This is a genomic window from Prosthecobacter sp. (assembly GCF_046154365.1).
In the GTDB taxonomy this organism is placed as follows: Bacteria; Verrucomicrobiota; Verrucomicrobiia; order Verrucomicrobiales; family Verrucomicrobiaceae; genus Prosthecobacter.
This window is the reverse complement of sequence record NZ_JBJXFV010000066.1, coordinates 99,570-125,445: the sequence shown is the minus strand read 5'-3', so window position 1 is coordinate 125,445 and position 25,876 is coordinate 99,570. Positions and strand designations below refer to the sequence as shown.

Annotated in this window: 26 protein-coding genes; 13 read left to right on the top strand and 13 right to left on the bottom strand. The window is 61.0% G+C overall.

Annotated features, from left to right (window positions below; translation table 11 throughout):
- Nucleotides 1–14: 14 nt before the first annotated feature.
- Nucleotides 15–662, top strand: a complete 648-nt coding sequence (locus ACKVY0_RS08625; RefSeq protein WP_409214396.1) for a hypothetical protein — start codon at nucleotides 15–17, stop codon at nucleotides 660–662.
- A gap of 2 nt (nucleotides 663–664) precedes the next feature.
- On the opposite strand, the gene ACKVY0_RS08620 is transcribed toward ACKVY0_RS08625, so the two are convergent.
- Nucleotides 665–1,474, bottom strand: a complete 810-nt coding sequence (locus ACKVY0_RS08620; protein WP_409214395.1) for a DUF3108 domain-containing protein — start codon at nucleotides 1,472–1,474, stop codon at nucleotides 665–667.
- 117 nt (nucleotides 1,475–1,591) lie between these two features.
- Between ACKVY0_RS08620 and ACKVY0_RS08615 the strand changes: the two genes are divergently transcribed.
- The gene (locus ACKVY0_RS08615) at nucleotides 1,592–2,689 is read left to right on the top strand and encodes an aminopeptidase (RefSeq protein ID WP_409214394.1); all 1,098 of its coding nucleotides are present in this window, start codon (nucleotides 1,592–1,594) and stop codon (nucleotides 2,687–2,689) included.
- Between the two features lie 39 nt (nucleotides 2,690–2,728).
- On the opposite strand, the gene ACKVY0_RS08610 is transcribed toward ACKVY0_RS08615, so the two are convergent.
- On the bottom strand, nucleotides 2,729–3,076 hold the full coding sequence (locus ACKVY0_RS08610; protein WP_409214393.1) for a hypothetical protein: 348 nt from the start codon (nucleotides 3,074–3,076) through the stop codon (nucleotides 2,729–2,731).
- Between the two features lie 619 nt (nucleotides 3,077–3,695).
- On the opposite strand from ACKVY0_RS08610, the gene ACKVY0_RS08605 reads away from it, so the two are divergent.
- From ACKVY0_RS08605 to ACKVY0_RS08595, 3 genes are all read left to right on the top strand, one after another.
- Complete coding sequence (locus ACKVY0_RS08605) at nucleotides 3,696–4,133, top strand: hypothetical protein (RefSeq protein WP_409214392.1); 438 nt, start codon at nucleotides 3,696–3,698, stop codon at nucleotides 4,131–4,133.
- 169 nt (nucleotides 4,134–4,302) lie between these two features.
- A complete protein-coding gene (locus ACKVY0_RS08600) occupies nucleotides 4,303–4,677 on the top strand; it encodes a hypothetical protein (RefSeq protein ID WP_409214391.1) in 375 nt (124 codons plus the stop codon).
- A gap of 92 nt (nucleotides 4,678–4,769) precedes the next feature.
- Nucleotides 4,770–5,267, top strand: coding sequence for an FKBP-type peptidyl-prolyl cis-trans isomerase (locus tag ACKVY0_RS08595; protein WP_409214390.1), 498 nt, complete (start codon nucleotides 4,770–4,772; stop codon nucleotides 5,265–5,267).
- Between the two features lie 167 nt (nucleotides 5,268–5,434).
- Here ACKVY0_RS08595 and ACKVY0_RS08590 read toward each other — a convergent pair whose 3' ends face one another.
- Both ACKVY0_RS08590 and ACKVY0_RS08585 read right to left on the bottom strand, forming a co-directional pair.
- Nucleotides 5,435–6,763 (bottom strand): hypothetical protein, encoded by a 1,329-nt coding sequence (locus ACKVY0_RS08590; RefSeq protein ID WP_409214389.1) that lies wholly within the window; start codon nucleotides 6,761–6,763, stop codon nucleotides 5,435–5,437.
- Nucleotides 6,764–7,049: 286 nt separating this feature from the next.
- Nucleotides 7,050–9,104, bottom strand: coding sequence for a DUF1549 and DUF1553 domain-containing protein (locus ACKVY0_RS08585; protein WP_409214388.1), 2,055 nt, complete (start codon nucleotides 9,102–9,104; stop codon nucleotides 7,050–7,052).
- A gap of 548 nt (nucleotides 9,105–9,652) precedes the next feature.
- On the opposite strand from ACKVY0_RS08585, the gene nuoF reads away from it, so the two are divergent.
- Nucleotides 9,653–11,047 carry an NADH-quinone oxidoreductase subunit NuoF gene (gene nuoF, locus ACKVY0_RS08580; RefSeq protein WP_409214387.1) on the top strand — a complete coding sequence of 465 codons (1,395 nt, stop codon included), beginning with the start codon at nucleotides 9,653–9,655 and terminating at the stop codon, nucleotides 11,045–11,047.
- Between the two features lie 135 nt (nucleotides 11,048–11,182).
- Nucleotides 11,183–11,566, top strand: coding sequence for a hypothetical protein (locus tag ACKVY0_RS08575; protein WP_409214386.1), 384 nt, complete (start codon nucleotides 11,183–11,185; stop codon nucleotides 11,564–11,566).
- A gap of 38 nt (nucleotides 11,567–11,604) precedes the next feature.
- Here the strand turns inward: ACKVY0_RS08575 and ACKVY0_RS08570 are convergent, their stop codons facing one another.
- Complete coding sequence (locus tag ACKVY0_RS08570) at nucleotides 11,605–11,772, bottom strand: hypothetical protein (protein ID WP_409214385.1); 168 nt, start codon at nucleotides 11,770–11,772, stop codon at nucleotides 11,605–11,607.
- 50 nt (nucleotides 11,773–11,822) lie between these two features.
- On the opposite strand from ACKVY0_RS08570, the gene ACKVY0_RS08565 reads away from it, so the two are divergent.
- Nucleotides 11,823–11,945: a hypothetical protein gene (locus ACKVY0_RS08565; protein ID WP_409214384.1), complete on the top strand. Its 123-nt coding sequence runs from the start codon at nucleotides 11,823–11,825 to the stop codon at nucleotides 11,943–11,945.
- Nucleotides 11,946–12,675: 730 nt separating this feature from the next.
- On the opposite strand, the gene ACKVY0_RS08560 is transcribed toward ACKVY0_RS08565, so the two are convergent.
- The 5 genes from ACKVY0_RS08560 to ACKVY0_RS08540 form a co-directional block, all read right to left on the bottom strand.
- Nucleotides 12,676–13,293, bottom strand: a complete 618-nt coding sequence (locus ACKVY0_RS08560) for a hypothetical protein (RefSeq protein ID WP_409214383.1) — start codon at nucleotides 13,291–13,293, stop codon at nucleotides 12,676–12,678.
- Nucleotides 13,294–13,446: 153 nt separating this feature from the next.
- Complete coding sequence (locus tag ACKVY0_RS08555) at nucleotides 13,447–13,614, bottom strand: hypothetical protein (RefSeq protein WP_409214382.1); 168 nt, start codon at nucleotides 13,612–13,614, stop codon at nucleotides 13,447–13,449.
- Nucleotides 13,615–14,139: 525 nt separating this feature from the next.
- A complete protein-coding gene (locus tag ACKVY0_RS08550) occupies nucleotides 14,140–16,242 on the bottom strand; it encodes an acetate--CoA ligase family protein (RefSeq protein ID WP_409214381.1) in 2,103 nt (700 codons plus the stop codon).
- A gap of 100 nt (nucleotides 16,243–16,342) precedes the next feature.
- Complete coding sequence (locus ACKVY0_RS08545) at nucleotides 16,343–16,579, bottom strand: hypothetical protein (RefSeq protein ID WP_409214380.1); 237 nt, start codon at nucleotides 16,577–16,579, stop codon at nucleotides 16,343–16,345.
- Nucleotides 16,561–17,244 carry a hypothetical protein gene (locus tag ACKVY0_RS08540; RefSeq protein WP_409214379.1) on the bottom strand — a complete coding sequence of 228 codons (684 nt, stop codon included), beginning with the start codon at nucleotides 17,242–17,244 and terminating at the stop codon, nucleotides 16,561–16,563. The genes ACKVY0_RS08545 and ACKVY0_RS08540 overlap by 19 nt, the downstream gene beginning before the upstream one ends.
- 12 nt (nucleotides 17,245–17,256) lie before the next feature.
- Between ACKVY0_RS08540 and ACKVY0_RS08535 the strand changes: the two genes are divergently transcribed.
- A complete protein-coding gene (locus ACKVY0_RS08535; RefSeq protein ID WP_409214378.1) occupies nucleotides 17,257–17,595 on the top strand; it encodes a hypothetical protein in 339 nt (112 codons plus the stop codon).
- Between the two features lie 752 nt (nucleotides 17,596–18,347).
- On the opposite strand, the gene ACKVY0_RS08530 is transcribed toward ACKVY0_RS08535, so the two are convergent.
- Nucleotides 18,348–18,818 carry a hypothetical protein gene (locus ACKVY0_RS08530; protein ID WP_409214377.1) on the bottom strand — a complete coding sequence of 157 codons (471 nt, stop codon included), beginning with the start codon at nucleotides 18,816–18,818 and terminating at the stop codon, nucleotides 18,348–18,350.
- A 196-nt stretch (nucleotides 18,819–19,014) separates the two neighbouring features.
- On the opposite strand from ACKVY0_RS08530, the gene ACKVY0_RS08525 reads away from it, so the two are divergent.
- Entirely contained in the window at nucleotides 19,015–20,415 is a 1,401-nt protein-coding gene (locus tag ACKVY0_RS08525; RefSeq protein ID WP_409214376.1) for an MBL fold metallo-hydrolase RNA specificity domain-containing protein, read from the top strand.
- 441 nt (nucleotides 20,416–20,856) lie between these two features.
- Here the strand turns inward: ACKVY0_RS08525 and ACKVY0_RS08520 are convergent, their stop codons facing one another.
- Both ACKVY0_RS08520 and ACKVY0_RS08515 read right to left on the bottom strand, forming a co-directional pair.
- Complete coding sequence (locus ACKVY0_RS08520) at nucleotides 20,857–21,225, bottom strand: type II toxin-antitoxin system VapC family toxin (RefSeq protein WP_409214375.1); 369 nt, start codon at nucleotides 21,223–21,225, stop codon at nucleotides 20,857–20,859.
- Between the two features lie 3 nt (nucleotides 21,226–21,228).
- Nucleotides 21,229–21,492, bottom strand: coding sequence for a hypothetical protein (locus tag ACKVY0_RS08515; protein ID WP_409214374.1), 264 nt, complete (start codon nucleotides 21,490–21,492; stop codon nucleotides 21,229–21,231).
- Between the two features lie 89 nt (nucleotides 21,493–21,581).
- Here ACKVY0_RS08515 and ACKVY0_RS08510 point away from each other — a divergent pair, with 89 nt between their 5' ends.
- The 3 genes from ACKVY0_RS08510 (at nucleotide 21,582) to ACKVY0_RS08500 (ending at nucleotide 25,577) form a co-directional block, all read left to right on the top strand.
- On the top strand, nucleotides 21,582–22,892 hold the full coding sequence (locus tag ACKVY0_RS08510) for a Gfo/Idh/MocA family protein (RefSeq protein WP_409214373.1): 1,311 nt from the start codon (nucleotides 21,582–21,584) through the stop codon (nucleotides 22,890–22,892).
- A gap of 217 nt (nucleotides 22,893–23,109) precedes the next feature.
- On the top strand, nucleotides 23,110–25,131 hold the full coding sequence (locus ACKVY0_RS08505) for an ATP-dependent helicase (protein WP_409214372.1): 2,022 nt from the start codon (nucleotides 23,110–23,112) through the stop codon (nucleotides 25,129–25,131).
- A 269-nt stretch (nucleotides 25,132–25,400) separates the two neighbouring features.
- Entirely contained in the window at nucleotides 25,401–25,577 is a 177-nt protein-coding gene (locus ACKVY0_RS08500; protein ID WP_409214371.1) for a hypothetical protein, read from the top strand.
- Nucleotides 25,578–25,876 lie beyond the last annotated feature (299 nt).

Genomic DNA, 25,876 nt, shown 5'->3' with positions numbered 1-25,876 from the left:
GCTTCACGCCCACCATGAAACGACTGCTCCTTGCCGCCAGCCTGCTTGCCGCCACCGCCCTCTCCGCGCAGCAGCTTCAGACCTTCGAGATCAAGGCTGACGATTGGGCCGAAGGTGAACCACCGAAGGAAGTTTTCATCGTCGATGGCACCATCAAGATCGCCGCACGCGCAGGCAACAAGGCTATCGTCATTGACCCCAATCCCATCACCGATGCCAGCGCCCAGCTTGCCGTCTCCGCCAGCGGCAGCGCCAGCATCGAGGCCAAAATCCTCGCCATCAAACGTGGCCGCAGCACCCCGCGCTTCGGCGTCAGCGTGCATGGCATGAGCGGCCACCGTCTCATCGTCAATCCGGCCAAAAAAACGCTCGAACTCATCAAAAACGATCAAACCCTCGCCACCGTGCCTTTTGCATGGACCAGCGAGGTCTGGGTGAAGCTCAAACTCGAAGCCCAAAAAGGCTCCGGCGACACCTGGACCATCACCGGCAAAGCCTGGCCATCTGATGCTGCCGAACCGGCCGAACCACTCATCAAGCACGAAGAAAAAGCCCTCAAAGGCCAGGGCAAATGCGCCATCTGGGCCACCCCCTTCTCCGGCGAGCCGGTGTTCTTCGACGACATCCGCATCAGTGTCGAAGCCGCAGCTCCTGCGCCCTGATTTCACCTGACGGGCGGTTTGACTGTCATGTACTTAGGCACCGCCGCCGTCGCATCCTTGCCGGTCAGCAGTTTCATCCCGGTCATACGTGCCGACATGTAGCCCACGAAAATGCTGGCGTGCATTTCGATCGGCAGCCGCAGGGCATCATCTGAAATCCAGATCGTGGCGGTTTTCATTTTCTTATAGGCACTCAAGGCGAGCGTAGCGCGGTCGATTTTACGGATCTGGATGCCCACCTTGATGCACGGGCGCTGCTTGCCGCCGAAGTTCAGTGTTTCACGGCTCTGCACCTCGAACGTCGTCAGATACGGCTTGTCCCACGGCTGCACCACCCGCGTGATCTTCTGCCCATTCCGCAGTTCCTGGCTGCGCACATACAAAATGACGGAGAGCAGATCCTCCACCGGCCCATAGGCGCACAGCGCGCTTGAAGTGCTCGCCGCGCCCTGCTGCGGTGTGATCGTGGTCTCCGTGACCACCCGGTGCGGCTCAAATGACACCCGGTAGCGGCAGTTCTCCTCGCTGTCCGTCTCGCTGTGGCGCAAATAGCGCGGTCGAATGCTCGCACGCTCGATGATCGAGGACATCTCGCAGTCATACGTCCACAACGAACGCGCAAAGCCCGTGCTCGATGCCGTGGCATCCGCACGCCAGTAATTCCCTGCCTCCTTCACGCTCAACGCCGCCGTGCCCGCCTTGATGAAATTGTTCCAGCCCAGTTCAAAGGTGATCTCACACGGCGGCACATGCAGATACGGCCCGACCGGAGCCGCCGTGAGATCTCTCGCCCACGCTGGCGTCTGCGCCAAGACGGGAACGTTTGCCAGAGCACAGATCAGCAGAAAAAAGCAGCGCATCATAAGTCCAGCATTCCCCCGATTTTCCCTTTTGCCAGTGTGTGTCTTTATCGCCACACTCCGCCCATCATGCACGACCCCCGAATCGACGCCCTCTCCCGCCAGCTCGTCCGCTACTCCACCAAGGTCAAAAAAGGCGATCTCGTCTGGATCGACCTCTTTGACGTGCCCAACACCGTCGGCCAGAGCCTCATCCGCGAGGTCGTCGCCGTCGGCGGCCTGCCCATGGTGCGCATCAACGACTCCGTCCTCACCCGCGAGCAGATGATCAACGCCAACGCCAGCCAGTACGACATCATCGCGAAAAACAACCTCGCCTTGATGAAGAAGACCGACTGCTACATCGCCGTCCGTGGCAGCCACAACATCACTGAAAGCTCCGACGTGCCAGCAGACAAGATGAAGCTCGTCACGGCGAAGCTGCGCCCCGTGCAGAACGAACGCGTCAACAACAGCCGCTGGGTCGTCCTGCGCTGGCCCACACCCTCCATGGCCCAGCAGGCCGGCATGAGCACCCAAGCCTTCGAGGACTTCTTCTTCCGCGTCTGCCTGCTCGACTACGCCGCCCTGCTCCCCGCCATGAACGCCCTCAAGAAGCTCATGGACAAAACCCAGCAGGTCCACATCACCAGCCCCGGCACCGACCTGCGCTTCAGCCTCAAAGGCCTCAAAGCCATCGCCTGCGGCGGCAATCACAACATTCCCGATGGCGAAGTCTTCAGTGCCCCGGTCAAAGACAGCGTCGAAGGCGTCATCAGCTACAACGCCCCCACCATCTATCAGGGCATCGCCTTCGACAGCGTGAAGCTCGAGTTCAGCAAAGGCAAGATCGTCAACGCCACCGCCAACAACACCGAGGCCATCAACAAGATTTTCGACAGCGACGAAGGTGCCCGCTACATCGGCGAATTCGCCATCGGCTTCAATCGCGAGATCAAAGAGCCCATGCGCGACATCCTGTTCGACGAAAAAATCGCCGGCAGCTTCCACTTCACCCCCGGTCAGGCCTACGAAGGCCCCGCCGACAACGGCAACCGCAGCCAGGTCCACTGGGATCTCGTCAACATCCAGCGCCCCGACTACGGCGGCGGCGAAATCCGCTTTGATGGCAAGCTCATACGCAAGGACGGCAAATTCATCCTGCCCGAGCTCAAACCGCTGAACTAAGCGCCGTGTCACGCCGCCCACGCCGGAGAGCGCACAGGGTTAATAAGGCAACGCCGTGCGGGTGGTCACCGTCACGGTCATCGTCATCGGCGCACCCCAGGTGGTAGGGTAGCGCGACACACCGACGTGCTCTTGGGTCCAGGTCTTCACCCTCACCGGAGTACAGTTCCGGGGCAGGCAGCAGCACGCGGCGCAACGGCTGCCCAGGGAACAATGACTTGAGGGTGCCGAGCAGGTTCGATACGAGGCGTAGCCCCAAGGCGTGCTGCTGGTGAAGGTGCCGCCATCATGCGTTGTATAGTCATACGGCGTTCCATCGTTATAGCCGCAGGATGAGAGCGCGCAGGCGGCGGCAAACGCGCAGAGGAGGAGAATGGCGGTTTTCATAGGGATGGATGGAGGTTCATAAAGTGCTTGCCGCATGCAGTGGCCTGGAGCCACCCGGGGGATATACGCTGCCCGCACGCGTTTAGCCACTCCGCCTGACGCCAAACTCAGCCTCATCACTGAACAGAGAGAACTTCTCACGCTTAACCCTTAACCCTTAACCACTGCTCAGTGCTCAGTGCTCAGTGATCGGTGCTCAATCCTCTCTTCCTCGCCCGTGGACAGCACACGCCAGCGCTACGGCGGCAGCGTCGGCAGTTGTACGGCATCGAGGAGTATCGCCGGAATGATGTCGTAGGTTGGGTGTGGCAATAGCCCGCCCGACCTCTTGGCCCTCGCGCGGCCAGCGTACGCCCAAATGACGAGCGGGCTGACGCCACACTCATCATCATTCAGGCGCTGCACCCGACGAACAACGAACACTGGCACCGCGCCGCCCAAGTCCTGCGGGGCCCTGTCCCGCCATGGACCATTGAATCCGGCGCAAGCGACGCCTGAAAGCGCGGACACCGACGGCCCGCCGAAACCGCGAGTTACCAAGGTGAAAAATGCGCTTGAAGCGCGGGCCGCTTTCTGATGGGATGCAGCCGTCGAACACCCAACCCCATCCCTCACCACCATGAAAACCCTGCTCACCTCCCTCGCCCTGCTGTTTGCCTCCGCCGCACTCGCAGGCGGTCCTGACAAAATTACCGATTTAAAATCAGCCCTGGAGACAGCGCAGGGCCAGGGGAAGATGCTGTTCGTGCAGTATGGCCGGGAAGCCTGCGGCAACTGTCAGGCACTGAAGGGCATGATCGCGAAACGGGAACTGCGGCTCTCGGAGAGCAAGTTCGTCTATGCCGATGTGAACTGCGATGACGCGACGACGAGCGCCCTGTTCCGCGAGAAGTTCAAGGTGGAAGGCTCCACCCTGCCCTTCGTCGTCGTGACCGCGCCCGACGGCACCCAACTGGCCGCCCGCACCGGCTACGGCAGCGCCAAAGAATACGAAGACCTCCTCCGCGACGCGCAGAAGGCCGCAAAGAAGCTGGAGGACGCTAAGGCGAAGAAGTAGCACGTGCCATTGGATGAGCCGGACTCCCAAACTCCCGCCACTGGAACGTGCTGCACAAGAGGCGCAGGAAGGTCGGCTGTGGCGTGCGAAGCAAATTCTGGCAGGTTGCATCGCCAGTGCCGGCTATCAGCCAGCGACGTTTGCCGCCTATGGCCGCATCCTTGTGCAGATGCACGATTCCCAGGAAGCCGGTAAATATCTGTTCCTGTCCGGCCTCGCAGAACATCGTGAAGAAGAATGGGTCGAGCTGTTCCTGAGCAGCGTCCGAGGAAAACCTTGTGAGTGGATCTTTTCTCGATTTCCGAGCGCCGGAAGGAAAGCGAGTTTGGCAGATTATCCTGAGCGTGTGCAAACTGGTCTGAAATCGCTTGGATTCCCAGATGACTTCCGTAACAAGAACGGAAGCCTCGCACTGCCAGTCGAAAAGCTATCCAAGTTCAAGGAAACCATGGTCGTCGCGATCGCGCTGACCATCTTCCTGCTCATGCTCCTCGGTCTTTTCAACGGCCTGACAGTCGTCGGACGCTGGATCTTCGGAAAATGATGACCTGCTCGCTCCGCTTTGCATGCTGACTTGACCGCAGGGGGCAAGTCGCAACACTAGGCCGCCGCAGCGCCTCGCCACCCCACCACCTTATGATCAAATCCGTCCAAATCATCCTGCCCTCGTTGCTCCTTCTCGGCTGTAGCGAAACACCGCAGCCCAAGCCACGCCCGGCCCCTGTCCTCCCAACCTCCGCTGCGGTGGCTCCAGCGGCTCCGGCCAATGTAACCGTGGGCAGCGGCATGCATACCACCGCGTCAGGCTTGCAGTATGAAGTCTTGCAGCGCGGCACCGGCACGGTTTCACCCACAGCCACCGACACCGTCAGGGTCCACTATCACGGCACCTTGCTCAGCGGTTCCGTCTTCGACAGCTCGGTGGAGCGTGGTGAGCCGATCAGCTTCCCCTTGAACGGCGTGATCCGCGGCTGGACCGAGGGCGTGCAGTTGATGAAGGTGGGTGACAAGTTCAGGTTCGTGATTCCACACCACCTAGCCTATGGCGGGAGCAGCCCCAGCGCAAAAATTCCGCCCTTCAGCACGCTGGTGTTTCAGATCGAACTGCTCGACATCAACGGCTCCACGAACTGAGGCCCAGACATCTTTACCCCAGGGGAAACTCAGTGGGCCAGTTCTTCTCTGCGACCGTCCATCCTCTGCGGTTACCTGGTTTTAACCGCAGAGGTTGGACGGTCGCAGAGGCTCATTGACATTCCTTGTCACGGTTCAAGCAGCGCCCGAGGTCAGGATGTCTGCGCCTAGACTTTGGCGGCCGTGCCTGATTTCTCGGCCTTCAGGGCGGCTTTATCCGCGGCAAGCTGGGCCATGGCGGCGGCCTGACGGGCTTTTTGCTTGGCCTCGTGTTCGGCGATGGCCTTCTCCCGGGCGGCGGCACGGCGGGCACGGCCTTCTTCATCGGCAGCGCTGGCTTTCTGGCGTTCGGCCTCCTGCAGCGCCTTGGCGGCGGCGGCTTCGGCGGCACGCTGGTCTTTTTCGGCCTGCGCCTGAGCTTTGGCGGCGGCCTTTTCAGCCTCGGCTTGTTCCTTCGCCAGACGTGCCGCTTCCTTCTCGGCGAGGGCCTGGGCCTTGATCGCAGCTTTCTCGGCCTCGGCCTGTTCTTTGGCCAGACGGGCGGCTTCTTTCTCGGCCAAGGCTTGCGCCTTGGCCGCTTCCTTTTCAGCAAGTTCCTGAGCTTTCGCAGCGGCCTTCTCGGCCTCTGCTTGCTCCTTCGCGAGGCGTGCGGCCTCCTTGGCTTCCGCCGCAGCGGCCATAGCGGCCATGCGTTCGGCGAGGGCTTTCTCCTTGGCCGCTTCCTTCTCAGCGTCCGCCTGTTCCTTGGCGAGACGCGCCGCTTCCTTCGCTTCAGCGGCGGCGATCTTCGCGGCTTCGCGTTCGGCCTGTTCCTGGGCCTTGGCAGCGGCTTTCTCGGCAGCGGCCTGTTCTTTGGCGAGACGCTCAGCTTCCTTGGCTTCTGCCGCAGCGATTCTGGCGGCTTCCTTTTCCGCGAGGGCCTGGGCTTTCGCAGCCTCCTTTTCAGCCAGCGCCTGGGCCTTGGCCTCAGCAGCGGCAAGGACGGCGGCCAGACGCTCGGCGATGGCCCGCTCCTTGGCGGCGGCCTTCTCAGCGGCTTCTTGTTCCTTAGCAAGACGTGCGGCTTCCTTTTCAGCGAGTGCTTGTGCCTTCGCAGCCTCCTTCTCGGCCAGTTCCTTCGCCTTGATGGCGGCGGCGGCGGCCTTCATGGCTTCGAGTTCGAGCAAGGCCTGCGCCTTGGCGGCGGCGGCGGCTTCTTCCTTGGCAATGCGCGCGGCCTCCTTGGCCTCCAGCGCGGCGATGCGTGCCGCTTCCTTTTCCGCCAGTGCCAGGGCCTTCGCGGCTTCTCTTTCCGCGATGTCGGCGGCGGTCTTCGCCTCAATGGCAGCCGTGAGCTGCGTGACGTGATCGATCAGGCGCTGGCTGAGTTCAGCGGTGGCAGTGCTCAACGCGGGCGCAGCGTCGGCCAGCACGCGCGGCTCGATCTCGAGCGTTTGGAGTTTCTGAGCGGTGTCGGCAAGAAAGGCGAGGAATTTGGGGTCGAGTTTGGTGGTCATGACAGGGGTCGGAAAACGGGCGGGGATCAATGATCAGAGATGGGCTGGTGTAAAGCCAAGATGCGACGGAGAAAGCCCACCGCAGGTGATCCTCCTCGAACTCGTCCTCCGACTCCTACTCGAACTCGTCCTCCTACTCGTCCTCGATTCTGCCACTTCGCCTGCATCTCCAAGCATCCGATCCCACGCCAAGCATGTGCCAGGAAATCTCCAGAGTCCTCAGTGCTCGCGGAGCGCTGTGATCGAGGACGAGTTCGAGTAGGAGGACGAGGACGACGATGCGGCCTCAATCCACAAACAGCATCTCATTCCCAGCCAGCAGCGCCTGCGCATACTGCGACCACGCGGCAGCGTCCTGCTCACGGCCAAGGATGAAGGCCTTCGCCACCCCGGCCTCATGCGCACTCGGCTGGCGGCCAAACAGACGCGCATACACCTCCTCAACGCGGTGCTGCATCGCCCACTTGCCGAAGACATCGGCCTGCTGCTGCATGAAGGGCGAATTCAGCGCGAACAAGCCCTGCAAGGGCGTGATCGTCTCCGTGCGCCACGGATTGTGCGCGCCGGGATCGGGCACGTCGTGGATGCGGAGCATCGGGTCCATGTCCTGACGATCTGAGGCACCATAGAGTGAGCGGCGGAAATTCTTGGGGGCGCTGATGGATGACGCCTGACCGCCCATCTTCAGGTCAATCTGCCCCGTGGCGGTGAGGATGGCATCGCGCCACGCTTCCCAATCAAGGCGACGACGCAGCATGCGCGCATACAGCTTGTTCTCTGGATCGAGCTTCTCCGATTCCGCCGCCACGCTGCTCTGCTGCCACGTCGCCGAGTTCAAAATCTCTCGATGCAGCCACTTCAACGACCAACCGTGCTCCATGAAGCGCCCGGCGAGATCATCGAGCAGATCTGGATGCGTCGGCGCTTCGCCGAGGTTGCCAAACTCGCTCGGTGTATCGACCAAACCGCGACCAAAGTGATGCTTCCACACGCGATTCACCATCACGCGTGCGGTGAGCGGTGCGGCGTCCTCCACAATGGCCTGCGCGAGTTCGAGGCGACCGCTGCCGGTGTTGAACTTGCGCGGCAAGCCGGTCTTCGACGGGAAGGCGGACAGGAAACGCCGTGGCACGCTCTCGCCAAGGTCATTGGGGTTGCCACGCTTCATCAGCTCCAGATCGCGGGCCATGCCCATCTTGTAATCGAGCTTGGTGCCATGCTCTTTCTCCTTCTTCACCACGAACAGTGCCGCTTCCTCGACGGCGTTCGCCATGAGCATGTTGTAATGCGGTGTGCCGTTCTTGATCGCGTCGATCTTCGCCTGCATCGCGGCGGTTTGTTCCTTCAAGTCCTTCGGCTTCTTCTTCGGCAGTTCCTTGATCTGTTTTTCGAGCGCCGCCACCTCAGCGCGCGCTTTTGCCACCGGCCGCCACAGCGCATCGCTCATCGTTGGCATCTCCGACTGCTTCACAGACGCGAACACACCGGCAAGCGCATAGTAATCCTGCGCCGTGATCGGGTCGGACTTGTGATCATGACAACGCGCACACGCCAGCGTGAGGCCGAGGAAGGTGCGTCCAATCGCATCCACATGCTCCTCCCACTCGTCCGCCACAGTCGTCTTGATGATCTCCGGCGGCAGTTGCAGCTCTTTGAAGTAGGTCGGGCTCAAGCCGATGAATCCCAGCGCCACGCGATCCTGCGGCCCGCACTCCGGCAAAAAGTCCGTCGCAAGCTGCCGCACCACGAAGCGATCATACGGCATGTCCTCATTCAATGCCTGCACGACCCAGTCGCGATACAGATACGAGAACTTCGTCGAGTCCAGCCAGTCCGGCGTGATGTCCGTGTAGCGCGCCAGATCCAGCCAGTGACGCGCCCAGCGCTCGCCGTAGTGGGGGCTGCGCAGGGTTTCGTCCACGGCTTGGCTCCAAGCGGCAGAAGTGCTCAGTGCCGAGTGCTCAGTGCTCAGTGATGAACCAGACTGAGCACTAAGCACTGAGAACTGAGCACTTGCCTTGGGCAGCCCCGTGAGGTCAAACGCCAGCCTGCGCTGCAACACGCGCTCCTCGGCTCGTGCCGCCGGCTGCATCCCCGCCGCCTCCATTTTCGCGAGGATGAAGTAATCAATCCGCGTCTTCGGCCACGCCGTGTCTTTCACTTTCGGCAAGGCCACGCGCTTCAGCGGCACAAACGACCACGGCACCGGTTTCGGCCCTTCCTCCTTCTTCGCCAGCACCATCCCTGCGGATGCCAGCAGCATCAGCAACGCCTTCAATCCAGTTCTCAGCGCAGGTAAAATCACCCCCAAACTACACCACTCAGCCCGCAGAGCTTTCATCCCGTCATTGATACGCTTCGCTTCCCACCGGGCTACCAGCGGCAGAACACTGGTTTACACCGACGAGTTTGGGAGAACGCGGAGAAAATCCTGCCGAATTCAATCCTCTGTGTTCTCTGAATCTCGGGTTCATCCGGCAAGTAGGTGCGGTGAAGCGTGAAAGCAGCGGCCTGAAGGGCCGCAGGATTCCAGCCCAGGGCGAAAGCCCTGGGAAAACGTGAAGCCATCCAGCTCAAGGTCATGGCGCTCTGAAAGAGCGCAGGAGAGCTGCCGCAGCCGTTCCTGCGCTCTTTCAGAGCGCGACCTGCGGTCCATGAGGTCGATTGCTCCGCCGACCCAGGGCGGCACTCGCCAAGGCTCCTTTGCCCTGGGCTGGATTCCTTCGCGCCGTTGGCGCGGTCTGTCGTTTTCGTTTGAGCTATTGCGACCGCACGAACTTCCCGGATGATCCGAATCTCGACGATGCAACATTCATCATCCCCCTCCCCTTGTGAATTTTTTCACAAATCCCGGTTGCCGCGCCTTTTCGCACTGGAATACTGCGGCCCATGGCCTCCCCCGTCCAGTATCTCCCCGGCAAAGAACCGCATGCGCGCGAGAAGCGCCTCATCTTCAAAAACATCGACCGCGTCGGCTACGATCCGTCCATCGAGTGCTACCTGAAGGACGGCGGTTACGAGCAGCTCAAGAAGGCGCTCAAGATGGAGCGCAGCGCCATCACCAACGAGGTCAAAGCCAGCGGACTCCGTGGCCGTGGCGGTGCGGGTTTCCCGACGGGCGTGAAGTGGGGCTTCATCCCGCCGACGAACACCAAGCCGGTCTATCTCATCTGCAACGCCGACGAATCTGAGCCCGGCACCTTCAAGGACCGCTACATCATGCATCAGGACCCTCATCAGTTGATCGAGGGCATGACGATCTCTTGTTTCGCCGTCAACGCGAAGCTCTCCTACATCTACATCCGAGAGGAATTCCCGCACGCGGCCAAGATCCTCGAAAAAGCCATCGCTGAAGCGCATGCGAAGGGTTTCCTCGGCAAAAACATCCTCGGCTCCGGTTTCGACTGCGAGATCTTCGTGCATCGCGGTGCCGGTGCTTACATCTGCGGTGAAGAAACCGGCCTCATCGAGTCCCTCGAAGGCAAGCGCCCCTACCCGCGCATCAAGCCGCCCTACTTCCCCGCCGCGCTGGGCCTCTACATGAGCCCGACCATCGTGAACAACGTCGAGTCCCTCTGCCACGTGAAGCACATCCTCGAGATGGGCGGCGCGGAGTACGCCAAACTCGGCACGCCGAACAACACCGGCACCCGCATCCTCTGCGTCAGCGGCGATGTGCAGAAGCCCGGCTACTACGAAGTCGAAGTCGGCAAGGTCACCATGGGCGAGGTCATCGACACGCTCTGCGGCGGTTTGAAGCCCGGCCGCAAATTGAAAGCCATCATCCCCGGCGGCAGTTCCTCCAAAGTGCTGCGTGCCGATGAGAAGTACAAGCTCAAGGACGGCCGCGAGATCGGCATCATGGACATCCCCATGGACTTCGACACCATGGCGCAGTGCGGCACCATGGCCGGCTCCGGCGGCGTCATCATCATGGACGACAGCCGCAGCATGACCTGGGTCATCAACAACCTGAACGCCTTCTACGCCCACGAATCCTGCGGCCAGTGTACGCCCTGCCGCGAAGGCAGCCTGTGGATGAAAAAAATCAGCGACCGCATCGTCGCCGGCGACGCCAGCCCCGACGACGTGGACACTCTGGAGACCGTGGCCAATCAGATCGAAGGCAAGACCATCTGCGCCTTCGGCGAAGCCGCCTCCTGGCCCACCCAGAGCTTCATCAAGAAATTCCGCGACGAACTCAAAAGCGACTGCAAACCCGACCTCGCCGGCAAGATCGTCAACGAAGAGACGCTCGTGGCTGCGGCGGGACTGGTGGTGTGATGGGGAGCGCCGACGAGCCGTCGGCTTTCAATCTGATCTCGAAAGGTGAGGCGAATTCCTCAAGAATGTCTGATGTAAACGGGCTGTGAAACAAACTCACACTTTGTCTTCCAGCGTATTTGTTAGGCCCCGAGCATGAACCCACAACAAGTAATCGACGACTCAAGACCCATGCTGGAGGAGGTTCTGCCCAATATAGGCATCAGCAGAGCCGAAGAACCCTTGAACCTGCAAGCTACTCTGGAGCCGTTCAGCCATTGGATAGAGACACAGGAAGTTGCAGCCGCTGACGTTGCTTTTCTGGCCGCTCTCATTGGAGCATTCATTTGCGAGTTCTTGATCGAACATCACGACGCAGCTCGGACCGTTCGCGACAACCGTATATTCCTACAGATTCCTTTCGTGCAGGGCATTGTGCGGGAGATAGACCCTTATGCGGTTGCGTTCGGTATAGCGCAAAGTCGTGGCAGCCTTTCTTCTTTTCTCCATGAGCTTACGAGCCCGCTCAAGCGGGCCTAATCACTCACCGAAGAGAATAGCTGCGTGTGTCGCGGTAGTCACTCCACCTTCTTCAGCACCCGCACCGCGTAGATCTTCTCCGTCAGCGCTGACAGCGGCACCGGCTCCTGGTCATCCCGCAGCGGATCACGCGCCAGATACTCTTCATCGTCCTTCCCCACGATGACGCACCAGTGCTGGATGCCTCCGAGAAGGAAATACTTCACCACGGGATAGGCGCCAGGAAAAAAGATGCCAGGCATATGCCACGCTGCGCGTGCGCCCGCATGTGATCCACCGCTTGGCGGAGCGCTGGACGGGGTTGGGTCGCAAACTCAAGCTGCTGCTCTCCCTGCTGCCAGTGATCGTGCCTGCCGAGACGGCTGCGCCGGGGGCGTAACTCGATGCCCGTTTTCAGATTCGCGTTTCATGGGACACTACGCCCATGAACCGCAGCGCCACTCTCCAAACCCTGAGCCGGAAGCTCGGACGCATCACGCGCCCTGCGGATGCTCAGGAGGTGGCGCTCCCTGACCCCGCGTCAACTCTTGACGCGACCTGCGGGAAGCTCGGCTGGGTGGCGTCAACTCTTGACGCCACTTTGGGGGGCTCCCCCAACCCCGCGTCAACTCTTGACGGCAACCTGGGGAGCTCCCCCGACCCCGCGTCAACTCTTGACGCCACCTTGGGGAGCGTCCCCGACCCCGCGTCAACTCTTGACGCCACCTTGGGGGGCTCCCCCGACCCCGCGTCAACTCTTGACGCCACCTTGGGGAGCTCCCCCGACCCCGCGTCAACTCTTGACGCCACCCTGGGGGGCTCCCCCGACCCCGCGTCAACTCTTGACGGCACCTTGGGGAGTCTCCCCCGACACGCATCGACTATGGATATGAGAATGCGGAGCTCCACCCGGCCCGCGTCCACCATGGATATGAGAATGCGGAGCCGCCCTTGGGCCGCATCTACGCTGGGTTTGAGGCTGGCTGGCTGACGCTGCCACGTCGGTTCCGACCCAGACGCTGCAAAGCCGCTTTCAGAAATCCCTGCACGAGTTCTCATCTACTCCTCCGGCCCAGATCGTGATCCCAAGACTTGGCACGACAACATCTGCTCGTGGCGGAACTGATCGATCACTCCACCTTCTTCAGCACCCGCACCGCATAAATCTTCTCCGTCAGCGCTGACAGCGGCACCGGCTCCTTGTCATCCCGCAGCGGATCTCGCGCCAGATACTCTTCGTCGTCCTTGCCCACGATGACGCACCAGTGCTGGATGCCGCCGAGGAGGAAATACTTCACCACGGGATAGGCCCCGTGCTGCAACGCCTCATCCAGCGCGGCATGGCTCGGCACCTCGTGATATTCCGCCGTGATCTGGTGGTCCGTCACCCGCGGCAGCGCATTCCACACCACCCAGCCTTGTGGCAGGAAGCCGTCGGCCTTTTTCAACCGCGTATTCAGCTCCTGCGGCGTCACTTTCACGCCCAGATTCGTGCACGCCATCGCCACACTGGTCACGAGGCAGCCGTGACTGCCCAACGTGTCGCTGGAGGCACCGAGCTGATCCGCCGCCCAGCGCTTGTCCTTCTGCAAATACGTCTTCCCGCCATCCGGCAGCCGAAGGTGCAGGTCTTTGCCGCCGACCGACGGAATCGAACGCGCCAGACGCGCCCAGCACGTCCGCAGCATCACACAACTGGTCCCCACGATCACCAGAACGAGAACACCGATGACCGACCAGCGACGCATGGCAGAAGTAGAAGGAGACGCTAATGAATGCCACACCGCAGCTCTGGAGCGCAGCGGAAGCAGCCGAAAGCAAATTGGAACGCCACAGAGGTCTGATTCAGAGATCATTTCTCTGCGGCGTTCCCGCCTCTGCGGTGTTAAATCAGTGATTCCTTAGTGCTTCGCCTCTGCCTTCTTGCCGTGCGCATCACCATGCTCTTCGGCGTGCGCCTTGTGCATGCCTTCATGCAGCACCTGGGTTTCTTTCCAGGTGTGCTTCCCGCAGGAAGTGGAGGCGAGGGCAATGGCAGCGGCGCAGAGGAGGATCGAGGCGGTTTTCATGAGGGATTCGGGTCCGCCATCCTATCGCCCGAAGCCCTTCGCGCAAATGGCAATTCAGGATCGTAGGCGCATTCGCCACCTGCCCGCAATGCTACATCGTTGCAGGCGGGGAACGTGGTCATGCGCTTCCGCCAGCACACGCCGTCCACGCTTTGGCAAGCGTGGCTACAAAGCCATGTAGCCGCGTTCGCCACCTGCCCGCAGTGCTACATCGTTGCAGGCGGGGAACGTGGAAAGTGCTGCCGCCAACACACGCCATCCACGCTTTGGCAAGCGTGGCTACAAAGCGGTGTAGCCGCGTTCGCCAGAACGTGGAATGCTCATCCGCCAGCACACGCCGTCCACGCTTTGGCAAGCGTGGCTACAAAGCCGTGTAGCCGCGTTCGCCAGAACGTGGAAAGTGCTGCCGCCAACACACGCCATCCACGCTTTGGCAAGCGTGGCTACAAAGAGGTGTAGCCGCGTTCGCCAGAACGTGGAATACTCATCCGCCAGCACCCGCCGTCCACGCTTTGGCAAGCGTGGCTACTCCCGCACCACGATCCGCGCATCCAGCGCCACGATGCCTTCCGGCGACGCCAGCAGCGGATTGATGTCCAGCTCCAGGATGCGCCGCTCGTGCTGCACGAGTCGTGCAAATTTGACCAAAACGTCGTCTAGTGCAGCCAGATCGACTGCCGCCTGCCCGCGCACGCCGCGCAGCACCTTGGCGATCTTCGTCTGCTCGATCCAGCGTCGCGCCAGCGCATGATTCAGCGGCGGCAGGACCAGCGCACGATCTTGAAACACCTCCACCAGCGTGCCACCGGCTCCAAACAGCAACACGGGGCCAAACTGCGCGTCCGTGCTCGCCCCGAGGATCAATTCGGTGCCCTTGCGTGTCACCATGCGTTGCACGGTCACGCCTTCAAAGGCCTCAGCACCATGCAGGTTCGTCACGTTGTCGCGAATCAAGCGCCATGCGTGCCGCACGGCTGCGGCATCGTGAAGATTGAGCTGCACGCCGCCACAATCGCTTTTGTGCGTGATCGTCTGCGAGAGCAGCTTCGCCACCACCGGAAAACCCAGCGCCTCCGCCGCAGCCACCGCCGCGTCTTCGCCATAAGCCGCGTGCGTCTCCACAATCGGAATCCCGGCGGCAAACAGGACCTGCTTGGCCTCCAGCTCGGTCAGCAGCGTGCGACCACTCTTCAGCACGGCGTCGATCATGTCACCAATGACCGAAGGCAGCTCTTCCACATCCGCCGCATGCGCGGCGAGCGACTCATTGAGCCAGAACAGCCGCAGACGCCGCTCCCGCATGCGCACGAAGGCCTGCGCCGCTTCATCGGGATAATCATAGGTCGGGATGCCCGCAGCATTCAGGATCGCGCGTCCTTCATTCACGCTCTGCGCACCCATCCAGCTCGTCAGCAGCGGCTTGCCGTTCTCCTGGGCGATCTTCACCACTTCGCGGGCAATCGCCGTCGGATTCGTCATCGCCTGCGGTGTCAAAACGGCCAGCACACCGTCCACGTTCGCATCGTTCTTCACGACCCGCAGCGCGGTGGCAAAACGGTCGGCATCCGCATCGCCCAGCACATCTACCGGATTGTGATGACTCCAATGCGCAGGCAGAACCTCGTTCAGCGCTTCCAGCGTGTCGTCCGCAAGCTCCGCCAACTCACCGCCGCCGAGCACCAGCGCATCCGTGGCCAGCGCACCGGGACCACCCGCATTCGTCACGATGGCCAGGCGTGGTCCGGCAGGCAGTGGTTGCTTGGAAAGCACCTCCGCCATGTCGAACAGCTCCTCCACCGTGTCCACGCGCAGCACGCCGCTTTGGCGCAGCGCGGCATCCAGCACCGCATCGCTGCCGGTCATCGCGCCGGTGTGGGATGCGGCGGCTTTCGATGCCTCCGCCGTGCGACCGACCTTAATCACCACGATCGGCTTATGCGCCGCCACCTCACGCGCCGCTTCCAGAAACGCCGTCGCATCGCCGCCCACGGACTCCATGTAGATCACGATGCTCTCCGTGTGCGGATCGTCGCCGAAATGCCGGATCAAATCGCCCCAGCCGACATCCGTCATCGCTCCGGTCGAAACAAACGCGCTGAAGCCCACATGCTGATCGTGGCTCCAGTCCAGGATCGCCGTGCATAGCGCCCCGCTCTGGCTCAAGAAGGCCACACGGCCCGGCCGCGCCATGCTGCCGGCAAAGGTCGCGTTCAAGCCCGCATGCGGATTCATCAGCCCGAGGCAGTTCGGCCCGATCAAGCGCACGCCATGCCGTTTCGCCGCTTCAAGCACGCGCATCTCCAGTTCCGCGCCTTCCGCGCCGGTTTCCTTGAATCCCGCCGAAATCACCACCACCGCCTTCACACCCGCCGCACCCGCTTCTTCGACGATCTGTGGCACCGTGACTGCTGGCGTCACGATAATCACCAGCTCAGGCACCTCCGGCAGCGCAGCGACATTTGGAAACGCCTTCACACCAAGAATCTCCGCCCGCTTCCCATTCACCGGAAACACCGCGCCACCAAACCCACGCAGATTCTCCCAAATCGCCCGCCCCACACTGCCCTCACGCTCCGTGGCTCCGATCAAGGCAATGCTGCGCGGCTGGAAGAAGGATTCGAGGGACATGTTTGAAGCTAGGCGGTGAAGGTGGGATGTCTCGGCGCATGTTGTGCTGCTCTGCACTCATTCTGTCAGTCGTCTCGTTTTCACCGCAAACATACCAAGACTAGAAACCGAGAGGTTTTAGCAGCAGATCAAACCAACCTTCAATTCGGCTGGTCATCGGCTTGCCTCCGGCGTCTTCAACGCTCGGTGCAGAGGCTTGGTAGATCACCAAACCTGGCTCCTCAAACTGCAAATCGTATAAGAAGGCAGTTCCACGCAAAAAAGGCCAGAACGTCTCTGTTCTGACTGTTCTGAATGGAACGCGAGGGTCATAAGCAATTAACAGCTTGTCTGCCATGCGGCGTCTGTTTTCTCGACTTTCCGCCCGGATGTCACCATAGCCAGAGAGGTAGAGAGTGCCGCTGCCAGAGAAAATGATATGGCGCAGCCTGCACTGATCCATGAGTGCAGACTCAACAACCGCCATTCGGTGCTCAGTTGAATGTCTCCCGAAATAGCGATGATCCTCGATGGCTTGATCACCAAGCCAGAATGTCGATCTAACACAACTTTCACTATTTTTAGATTTGGATCGGAGCCAGCACAGAGCTTCAATATCTCGGAACGATTCCCTGTAACCTTCCATTCAGTAAGTTCCCGCAATCCCGCAGCACAAGAAATCAATGGTGACGCCCAATCCCATACCATCCGCGTGTCTTTTTTTACACCGTCCGCAGGATACTCATTAACCCAGTCAGCCCGTGTATAAACCGTCTCTTTTGGAGAGATTTCAACCTCCTGCACAAACGATGGGCTTGAAATGAGCGCGTCTTCTCCGGCAATCGACGGTTTAAGCTTTATTGCTGGAGCCCGACTCGCCAAAGGAGCAATCAAATAGAACCAAAAAATCTTCCACAAACTCGGAAGAACAAAGACTGCAAATGCAGCATAACCAGCCAGTGGCATAATTATTGCCCAGCACTTTCTTGCCAGCGCGACTCCCCACCACTCACCCTCGACCACGACGGCGATGGGATGACCGACTGGGGCGAGTTTAATCTGTCAGCACTTGGCTTTGATTGGCAGGTCAGCAATACTGCACTCGTAAACACTCTGATGACCAAGGGTAACACGGCGGGGCTTTTTACGACCGGACAAATTCAAAGTATGAATGTGGGCACGCCTTTGATTCAGCGAAGCCCAATCACTGGAGAGTTCAGGTTGACAATCGGTTTGGAGAAGTCCTCCAACCTTTCCAGTTTTAGTCTCTTCCCAATCACCGCTCCTCAGACCTCGGTTAATCCCGAAGGCAAACTGGAGATTCTGTTCAGTGTCCCTGACAACGCGGCTTTTTTCCGGCTACAGGCCCAATAGCTGGCTTTCGCATTCAGGAGCAGGCGTACGGCCCTTGATCGACACTCTGAATCAAGAGCACCGCGAGAGACGACAAAGACGCAAGAGGCCACACCTTAAAGGTTTCCCTCTCGCGCCTTGATCTCTGCGGTACCATACCTTGGCGTTCGACGGCTGTGGCTCACCACGTGCGGCAACTTCCGGAGGGCAGGATTGTATTCCTGCCCTCCTCAAAGCGTGAGGTGGCGGACGGAAAGCGCTTGGGACGGGCGATTGTTCGGCGATGAGAAGCGCTTTGGCGGTTTCGGCGGGCTGGAAAGCGCTTTCGCGGGCAGGCGGAGCGGTTTCAGCCGTTCCCCGAGCGGTTCGGGGGCAACGCTGGGCGATTCGGAGGTTTCCCCGAATGATTGGGGGGAAGCGCGGAATGATTCGAGGACGCCCTCCAACCGTTCGGGGGCCTCCCGGAATGATTGAGGGGCACCGCTAAACGATTCGGGGGCAGCGCTAAATCATTCGGGGGCGACGCCGAACCGTTCGGGGGCGCGGCGGAATGGCCGGGGGACTTCGCGGAATGATTCGGGGACGCCCCCGAATGATCCGGGAGGACAGCGAAATCATCCGGGCGCAGCGCGGAATGATCGGGGCGCGCGGCGAAACGGCGGGGGAGTATGGCGAAATCGTTGCGGGAAGGCGCGGAATCGTTTCGCGGAAGCCAGGAATGGCGGCGGGAAGGCGGGGAACCGGGCGGTGGAGTATTGGGGTGCAGCACTCCATCACTCGGGCGCAGTGGTGGCAGCAGCGCCTGCGGCCACGGGCGGAGAGGCGGGAGCTGGGCGGGCGTAGCGATTGCCGCCGCGACCAATGCCACGCTGGGTGAGGAGTATCTCACCGGCTTCCTTGAGGTCCTGGAGGGTGGAGCGGATGGTGGAGTCGCCAAACTCGCGGAAGTGCTGGACGGCGAGCTGTCGCTTCACCTCGCCAATGCCAAAGGGGCCGCTGAACGTGGCGATGACGGTGCGCACGGCCACGGTGACATCGGAAATGGCGCGGTTCGGGTGCGGTGGTGGTGGTGGCGGCGGCGGGGCAGGCATAGGCACGGGAGCCGATGCCTCCGCGACAGACGGCGGGGCTGTACCCTGCTGAAGCTTGGCCTTCATCTGGCGCACCATCTCCACATCGGCCAGCAAGCGCTTCTCCAGCTCATCGAGCCACGACAGGGACAAGGAAGGGACATCCGCATTCATGCGCGGAGTGTTCCAGATTCGCGGAGGACTGACAAGATGGAAGACGCGCCTTCCCTGCCCTCGCGAATCATTTCTCCATTCCCCTGCGTCTTCATTCACGCCGGGATCGAAGCCTGTCATGTGAAGCAATTCGTTTGCCGTGCGAAGTCTCCCGGACCACCAGTTGCGCAGCAACTGGACTACTTTCCAACCAACCATGAAAATCTCCTTCTGCGGTGCTGCGGGCACCACCACGGGTTCGAAGCATCTCATCGAGGTCAACGGCCAGCGCATCCTGCTCGACTGCGGTTTGTATCAAGGCCGGCGGCATGACGCCTTCGAGCGCAATCGCGATTTCCCCTTCGATCCCGCCAAGATCGACGTCGTCGTGCTCTCCCACGCACACATCGACCACAGCGGCAATCTCCCGCATCTCTGCAAACGCGGCTTCGCCGGCAACATCTACGCCACACCCGCCACGCGCGACTTGTGCAGCATCATGCTGCCGGACGCCGCGCACATTCACGAAAGCGACATCAACTGGCTCAATCGCCACCGCAAGCAGGACAAGCTGCCGCTGCTGGAAGCCAGCTACTGCATGGCCGATGCCGAGAAGTGCATGCGGCAGTTCGTCTCCGTCGGCTACCATCGCCCGATGCCCATCGCCGATGGCGTGAAGATGACCTTTATCGACGCCGGGCATGTGCTGGGCTCCGCGCAGGTCATTCTGGACATCGACGACAACCAAACCGGCAAGAAGTCACGCCTGCTGTTCTCCGGCGACATTGGCCGTCCCAACAACGATCTCCTGCTTGATCCCGAGCCTTGCGACAACATCGACTACGTCATCATGGAGAGCACCTATGGCGGGCGGAAGCACGAACTCTCCACCAATGCCAGCGAGCACCTCTGCCAGATCATCCGCCGCATCTTGCAGCAGCGGGGAAAGCTCATCATCCCCGCCTTCGCCGTCGAGCGCACCCAGCAGCTTCTCTTCACGCTCGATCATTTGCGCCATGAGAAGTGCTTCCCGCCCATCCCCACCTTTGTGGACAGCCCGCTTGCCGTGAAGGCCACGGAAATCTTCCGCCTGCACATCGACGACCTCAAACCCACCGTGCGCGACGCCATCTTCATGCGCAACGACCCCTTCGGCTTCGAGGGCCTGCAACTCGTGCGCAGCGTGGATGAATCCAAGAGCCTCAATCACATCAAAGGCGCCGCCATCATCATCTCCGCTTCCGGCATGGCGGAGTCCGGCCGCATTTTGCATCACCTGCGCAACAACGTCGAAAACGAGCGCAACATCCTCCTCTTCGTCGGCTACTGCGCCGAAAACACCCTCGGCTGGAAACTGCGCGAGGGTCACAAGCACGTGAACATTCTCGGCGACGAGTTCCAGGTGAACGCCGACGTCGAAATCCTCGACTCCTTCTCCGGCCACGCCGACCACGACGAACTCCTCGGCTGGTTCGACCGCGTGCGCGGCCCGAAGCAACGAGTCTTCCTCGTCCACGGCGAACCCGAACGCTCCAGCGCCCTCAAAGCCGCGCTGGATGCCAAGCACACTGCTGGGAGCGTGGAGGTGGCGGTGTTGGGGCAACAGGTGGAGTTGTGATCTCGTGGGACATCTGAGAATATATCGTGCCTTTGCCTGCATTGCCGCGCCTACGGCGCGATGGATTCCAGCCCAGGGCCAGCGAGCCTGAGCGAGCGCCGCCCTGGGGACAAACGCAAGAAACGTATAGCCAAGGTCGCGCCCCAACGGGGCGCGGGAGACGACCGCCAACTGCAACGCTGTGAGTTTGAATGCCGCGCTTGCATGCGTCGGCCAGTTCCTGCGCTCCGTTGGAGCGCTGCCTTGAGCAGATGCCATCCTTCACAAAAACCCAGGGCTGCTGCCCTGGGCTGAATCCTACGGGCCGTTGGCCCGACAAAGCACCTCATCGAGTTTGGAGACCCATTTCCGCGCAAGCCGCTCGAACCGGTGGGGTTTTCCTGCTCCGCATGCTTTCATCATCCTCCACCATGACCTCCCGTCGCCATTTGCTTTCTGCCTTCAAACCGGATCAAACGGGTTGATCAGTTCCAACCCGGTGATGTGATCAAAGTCGTCCACATTGCGAGTCACCAGCTTCAATCCATGCACCAAGGCGGTTGCAGCGATGCTAGCATCTCCCAATGCCATCTTCTTTTGCTGACGCAGTTCAATGGCCCGCTTCTCCACCCGATCATCGAGAGGCAGAATTCGCATGCGATCAAAGGCAGCTTCAAACCAGCCGCGCTCAGTTTCAGAGAGGCGATGAAAACCCAGGGTCTCGATGCGTGTGACACTCGCGGCGGCCAGATCGGTGCGATCGAGAATGACATCAAGCTGCGGATGACTTCCATCCGCGCCGTAAATCAGGATGTTGCTGTCCAGGAGCATAGATCAATCACGACCGGGCAGTTCGCGTTCCTGGCGTTGCTCCTTCTGCCAGGCCACGGGGTCGGGAATCGCATGACGCAGTCCCCCGAGCTTGCGCAGCTCTTTCAGCGCTTGCAGCGGGGTTTCCTTGCTGGTCATGGCCGTGCTGTCGTCATCCACCGTCAGACTGGCGACCACGCGCACACGGCCACGCCGCAGATTGGCGGGCAGCGGCAGGTGCAGGGTGCCGTCGGCGTGAGGTTCAAGAATGGCGGTGATCGTGCTCATGGCGTGAAGCTATCGGACTTTGCCATTTTGCGCAAGCCGCTCGAACTGATGGCGTTTTCTTGCCTCGCATGCTTTCATCGTCCTCCACCATGTCCTCCCGCCGCCATTTCCTTTCTGCCACCACGGCAGCCTTTGCTGCCTCGTCGTTTCACATCTTCGGCGCTGATCCGGCGAAGAAGTATCGCACGGCCTTGATCGGTTCCGGCTGGTGGGGGATGAATCTTTTGAAGGAGGCGCTGGCTTCCGGCCGCGTGAAGGTGTGCGCGTTGTGCGATGTGCATGAGGACGTGGCCTCGAATGCCGGTGACGATGTGAACGGCCTCTCCGGCGACGATCCGAAGCTGTACAAAGACTACCGCGAGTTGCTGGAGCAGGAGAAGCCCGAGATCGTCATCATCGCCACGCCGGATCACTGGCATGCGCTGCAAACCATCGCCGCGTGCAAGGCGGGTGCGCATGTGCTGGTGGAAAAACCGACGGGACACACGATCAACGAAAGCAAGGCGATGGTGAAGGCCGCGCGAGAGGCCGGAGTCGTCGTGCAGGTCGGTTTACACCGCCGCATCGGCCCGCATCATGTGGAGGCAATGAATTTCCTCAAGTCCGGGGCCGTGGGCAAGGTCGGCATGGTCCGCGCCTTTGCCATCAGCAAGGGCGGTGCCGAGCAGCCGAAGCCGAACAGCCAGGTGCCCGAAGGCATGGACTGGGAGATGTGGTGCGGCCCGGCTCCGATGCGGCCCTTCAATACCAAGCTGCATCCCGGCGGCTGGCGGAACTTCCTCGATTACGCCAACGGCACCATGGGCGACTGGGGCGTGCATTGGCTCGATCAGATTCTTCTGTGGAGCGGCGAGAAAGGCCCAAAGAAAGTCTTCTGCACCGGTGGCCGCAACATCGCCGGCCCCGCTGTGCTCAATGACACCGAGCAGACCACCGACGCGCCGGATCATCAGATGGCCACGTTTGAGTTCGAGCAGTTCACCGCCACCTGGGAGCACCGCAAATTTGCCGACAACAACAACGAGAAGCACAAGATCGGCTGCTACTTCTACGGCGAAAAAGGTGTGCTCCACATCGGCTGGCGCGACGGCTGGACCTTCTACCCCGTCGATCCCAAGAGCGGCGAACAGCACGGCAATCACCAACTTCAAGAGCCCGACGGCCACAACATCGCTCTGCTCTGGGCCGATTTCATCAACGCCATCGAGAAGAAGCGGAAACCCGTCGCCGACATCGAAAGCGCCCACCGTTCTTCGTGTTTGCCGATGCTCGGCATGCTCAGCTACAAAGCCGGTCGCAGCATCCAGTGGGATGCGGAGAAGGAACTTATTATTGGTGATGCCGAGGCGAGCAAGCTCATGCAGCGGGAGTATCGGCAGCCGTGGGTGTATCCAGTGTAGGCGAAGCCCATCCTACTCGTCCTCGTCCTCCTACTCGTCCTCGATTCTGCCGCTGCGATGCATCCAGCGATTCCAAGCCCACGCTGAACCGACTTTGGGAAGGCTTGATCGTCTTGGCTTCGATTCACACGCCATGATCGAGGACGAGTTCGAGTATGAGGACGAGGACGATCCGTTGACGCCTTGACCTCTTGACCGCCGCCCGCTACTTCCCCCCATGCCCCGCAACTACACGCTGCACAGCAAGCACCAACCCACGCACCGCATTGATTACAAAGCGGAGCTGAACGAGCAGCAGTATGCCGCCGTCACCAGTCCACCGGGACAGGCGCTCGTCATTGCAGGTGCAGGCAGCGGCAAGACGCGCACACTGACCTACCGCGTGGCGTGGTTGCTCGACAACGGCATTCAGCCCGAGTCCATCCTGCTGCTCACCTTCACCAACAAAGCCGCACGCGAGATGCAGGAGCGCGTGCAGACGCTCGTCACCACCGACACCACACGCCTCTGGGGCGGCACGTTTCACTCCATCGGCAACCGCTTGCTGCGCTACAACGCCGAGCGCCTCGGCTACCGCAAAGGCTTCTCCATCATGGACCGTGAGGATCAAAAGGACCTCATGGGCACCGTGCTCGACGCCAGCGGCATCGACACCAAGAACTATAAGTTCCCCAAAGCCGAAGTCCTCGGCGACATCTTCTCCCTCGCTGACAACACGCTCTGCGACATCGAGGAAATCCTCACCACCCGCTACCCCTACCTGAAAGAAGCCGAAGACGGCATCCTGCGCATGCGCCAGCTCTACCAGGACAAGAAACGCGAGACCAACTGCATGGACTTCGACGATCTGCTCGCCCTCACCGTGCAGCTCCTGGAGGAAAACGCCGACCTGCTGGAGCGCTACCGCCGCCAGTTCGAGTTCATCCTCGTCGATGAATATCAGGACACCAATGCCCTCCAGTCACGCTTTGTGGAGATGCTCACCGGCCCGCAGGGCAATCTCATGGTCGTGGGCGACGACGCACAGTCCATCTACTCCTGGCGTGGTGCCGATGTGTCGAACATCCTCAACTTCTCCGACCAGTGGCCCAACGCACGCACGCATAAGATCGAGATCAACTACCGCAGCGTCCCCGAGGTGCTCCACCTCGCCAATGCCGCCATCGCCATGAACCGCGGCCAGATCCCCAAGAACCTCCTGCCCGCACGCGATGCCAGCGGCACGCTGCCAGCCCTCGTCCCACTCGACTCCTCTTCCGGGCAGGCCTCCTTCGTCGGGCAGCGCATTCAGGAGTTGCACGATGAAAAAGGCACCGCCTTCAACGACATCGCCATCATCTACCGCGCGCACTTTCACAGCATGGAACTCCAGATGGAGCTCACCCAGCGCGGCATCCCCTTCAAGATCACCAGCGGCCTGCGCTTCTTTGAGCAGGCCCACATCAAAGACGTCGCCGCCTGCATGAAGTTCGCCGTCAATCGCCAGGACGAGGTCAGCTTCATGCGCATGGTGCGCCTCGTCGATGGCATCGGCAACGTCAACGCCACCAAGCTCTGGCACGAGTGGTCCAAAACCGATGCCTCTAAAGCGGAAACCATGCCCGAGAGCTTCTCCAAGCTCCTCGTCCCACTCAAAGTGCCGAAGAAGGCCCGCGAAGCGTGGGACCAGTTCGCCTACACCCTCGACGAACTCATCGACACCGAAGGCAAAGCCGTCCCGCCCGCCCTCATGATCCGCAGCATCGTCGATGGCGTCTATGATGACTACATGCAGGTGAAATTCAACAACTACGAGCAGCGCCAGCAAGACCTCGGGCAGCTCGCCGACTTCAGCGACCGCTTCACCGACACCATCGCGTTCCTCAGCGAGCTATCCCTCCTCAACGGCGTCGATACCGCCAACAAACCCGACCGCCAAGAAGAAGAACGTGACGCCGTCACGCTCACCACCGGCCATCAAGCCAAAGGCCTCGAATGGCACACTGTCTTCGCCATCTGGCTCGCCGAAGGCATGTTCCCGCACATCCGCGCCCTCGAAGAGGCCGGCGAAACCGCCCTCGAAGAAGAGCGCCGTCTCTTCTACGTCACCGTCACCAGAGCCAAGGACGAACTCTACCTCACCTACCCCCTCATCAACCACCGCGCCCGCGACGGCAACATGATGATGTGCCCCTCCCGCTTCCTCACCGACCTACCAAATGACTTGGTCGAGGTGTGGAATGTGAAAAGCGGGTGGTGAGCGCTTCGCGCGGTCAAGGGGTCAAGGCGTGCCGCCGCAGGCAATCCTACTCGTCCTTCTACTCGTCCTCAGTCCTGCCGCGCCGTTTCAAGTTTCAGGTTACAAGTTACAACAAGACCTCGCCGCCGCGACAGCGTCCTGGAGTGCTCCAGCCCTCTGGAGCTTTCCGCAGGCCAAGAGACGCACAAAAGCGCCGGAGGACCGACACACTCCAAAACGCTTTCGCCCCTTTCGTCCCCGAACATCCCTCTTCTCGTCCCGCCACCCTCATGGCACGCTCTCCCATCATGATCCTCGACAAACCCCCCACCACCGCTGGCCTGAGCATCGAAGACAAATGGACCCACGCCGTCGAGCTGTGGGACGAGGTCAGCGAGCGTCAGCAGGAACTGCCGACGAACCAGGCCATCCTTGATGTAGTCGAGCAGCCGCCGCCACCCGCGTGACCCTCGACATCGAGTCCCAAACCGCCGACACGATCCCCACCGTCCTTTTCATCGGCCACCCGTCCCCCAACCTCGCCCAAGTCCGCCACACCTTCCGCCGCCAAGGCTCCGCATGGACGCTCCTGCGACGGGAGGAAGGCCCCGGAGATCAGGATTTGAACGGAAGCGTTCTGAAATGCATTCCTCTGTGCCTCTCCGTGCCCTCTGTGGTTGATCCCAAGCGCCCGGCTGTCCACACCGTTGTTTTCACCACAGAGGCCACGGAGGAACACAGAGGTCTGAAAATCATTTCTCTGCGG

Coding starts and splice junctions, on each gene's coding strand:
- ACKVY0_RS08625 (WP_409214396.1), top strand. CDS start 15: ATGAAACGACTGCTCCTTGCCGCCAGCCTGCTTGCCGCCACCGCCCTC.
- ACKVY0_RS08615 (WP_409214394.1), top strand. CDS start 1,592: ATGCACGACCCCCGAATCGACGCCCTCTCCCGCCAGCTCGTCCGCTAC.
- ACKVY0_RS08610 (WP_409214393.1), bottom strand. CDS start 3,076: ATGAAAACCGCCATTCTCCTCCTCTGCGCGTTTGCCGCCGCCTGCGCG.
- ACKVY0_RS08605 (WP_409214392.1), top strand. CDS start 3,696: ATGAAAACCCTGCTCACCTCCCTCGCCCTGCTGTTTGCCTCCGCCGCA.
- ACKVY0_RS08600 (WP_409214391.1), top strand. CDS start 4,303: ATGCACGATTCCCAGGAAGCCGGTAAATATCTGTTCCTGTCCGGCCTC.
- ACKVY0_RS08595 (WP_409214390.1), top strand. CDS start 4,770: ATGATCAAATCCGTCCAAATCATCCTGCCCTCGTTGCTCCTTCTCGGC.
- ACKVY0_RS08590 (WP_409214389.1), bottom strand. CDS start 6,763: ATGACCACCAAACTCGACCCCAAATTCCTCGCCTTTCTTGCCGACACC.
- ACKVY0_RS08585 (WP_409214388.1), bottom strand. CDS start 9,104: ATGAAAGCTCTGCGGGCTGAGTGGTGTAGTTTGGGGGTGATTTTACCT.
- nuoF (WP_409214387.1), top strand. CDS start 9,653: ATGGCCTCCCCCGTCCAGTATCTCCCCGGCAAAGAACCGCATGCGCGC.
- ACKVY0_RS08575 (WP_409214386.1), top strand. CDS start 11,183: ATGAACCCACAACAAGTAATCGACGACTCAAGACCCATGCTGGAGGAG.
- ACKVY0_RS08560 (WP_409214383.1), bottom strand. CDS start 13,293: ATGCGTCGCTGGTCGGTCATCGGTGTTCTCGTTCTGGTGATCGTGGGG.
- ACKVY0_RS08555 (WP_409214382.1), bottom strand. CDS start 13,614: ATGAAAACCGCCTCGATCCTCCTCTGCGCCGCTGCCATTGCCCTCGCC.
- ACKVY0_RS08550 (WP_409214381.1), bottom strand. CDS start 16,242: ATGTCCCTCGAATCCTTCTTCCAGCCGCGCAGCATTGCCTTGATCGGA.
- ACKVY0_RS08545 (WP_409214380.1), bottom strand. CDS start 16,579: ATGGCAGACAAGCTGTTAATTGCTTATGACCCTCGCGTTCCATTCAGA.
- ACKVY0_RS08535 (WP_409214378.1), top strand. CDS start 17,257: ATGACCGACTGGGGCGAGTTTAATCTGTCAGCACTTGGCTTTGATTGG.
- ACKVY0_RS08530 (WP_409214377.1), bottom strand. CDS start 18,818: ATGAATGCGGATGTCCCTTCCTTGTCCCTGTCGTGGCTCGATGAGCTG.
- ACKVY0_RS08525 (WP_409214376.1), top strand. CDS start 19,015: ATGAAAATCTCCTTCTGCGGTGCTGCGGGCACCACCACGGGTTCGAAG.
- ACKVY0_RS08520 (WP_409214375.1), bottom strand. CDS start 21,225: ATGCTCCTGGACAGCAACATCCTGATTTACGGCGCGGATGGAAGTCAT.
- ACKVY0_RS08515 (WP_409214374.1), bottom strand. CDS start 21,492: ATGAGCACGATCACCGCCATTCTTGAACCTCACGCCGACGGCACCCTG.
- ACKVY0_RS08510 (WP_409214373.1), top strand. CDS start 21,582: ATGTCCTCCCGCCGCCATTTCCTTTCTGCCACCACGGCAGCCTTTGCT.
- ACKVY0_RS08505 (WP_409214372.1), top strand. CDS start 23,110: ATGCCCCGCAACTACACGCTGCACAGCAAGCACCAACCCACGCACCGC.
- ACKVY0_RS08500 (WP_409214371.1), top strand. CDS start 25,401: ATGGCACGCTCTCCCATCATGATCCTCGACAAACCCCCCACCACCGCT.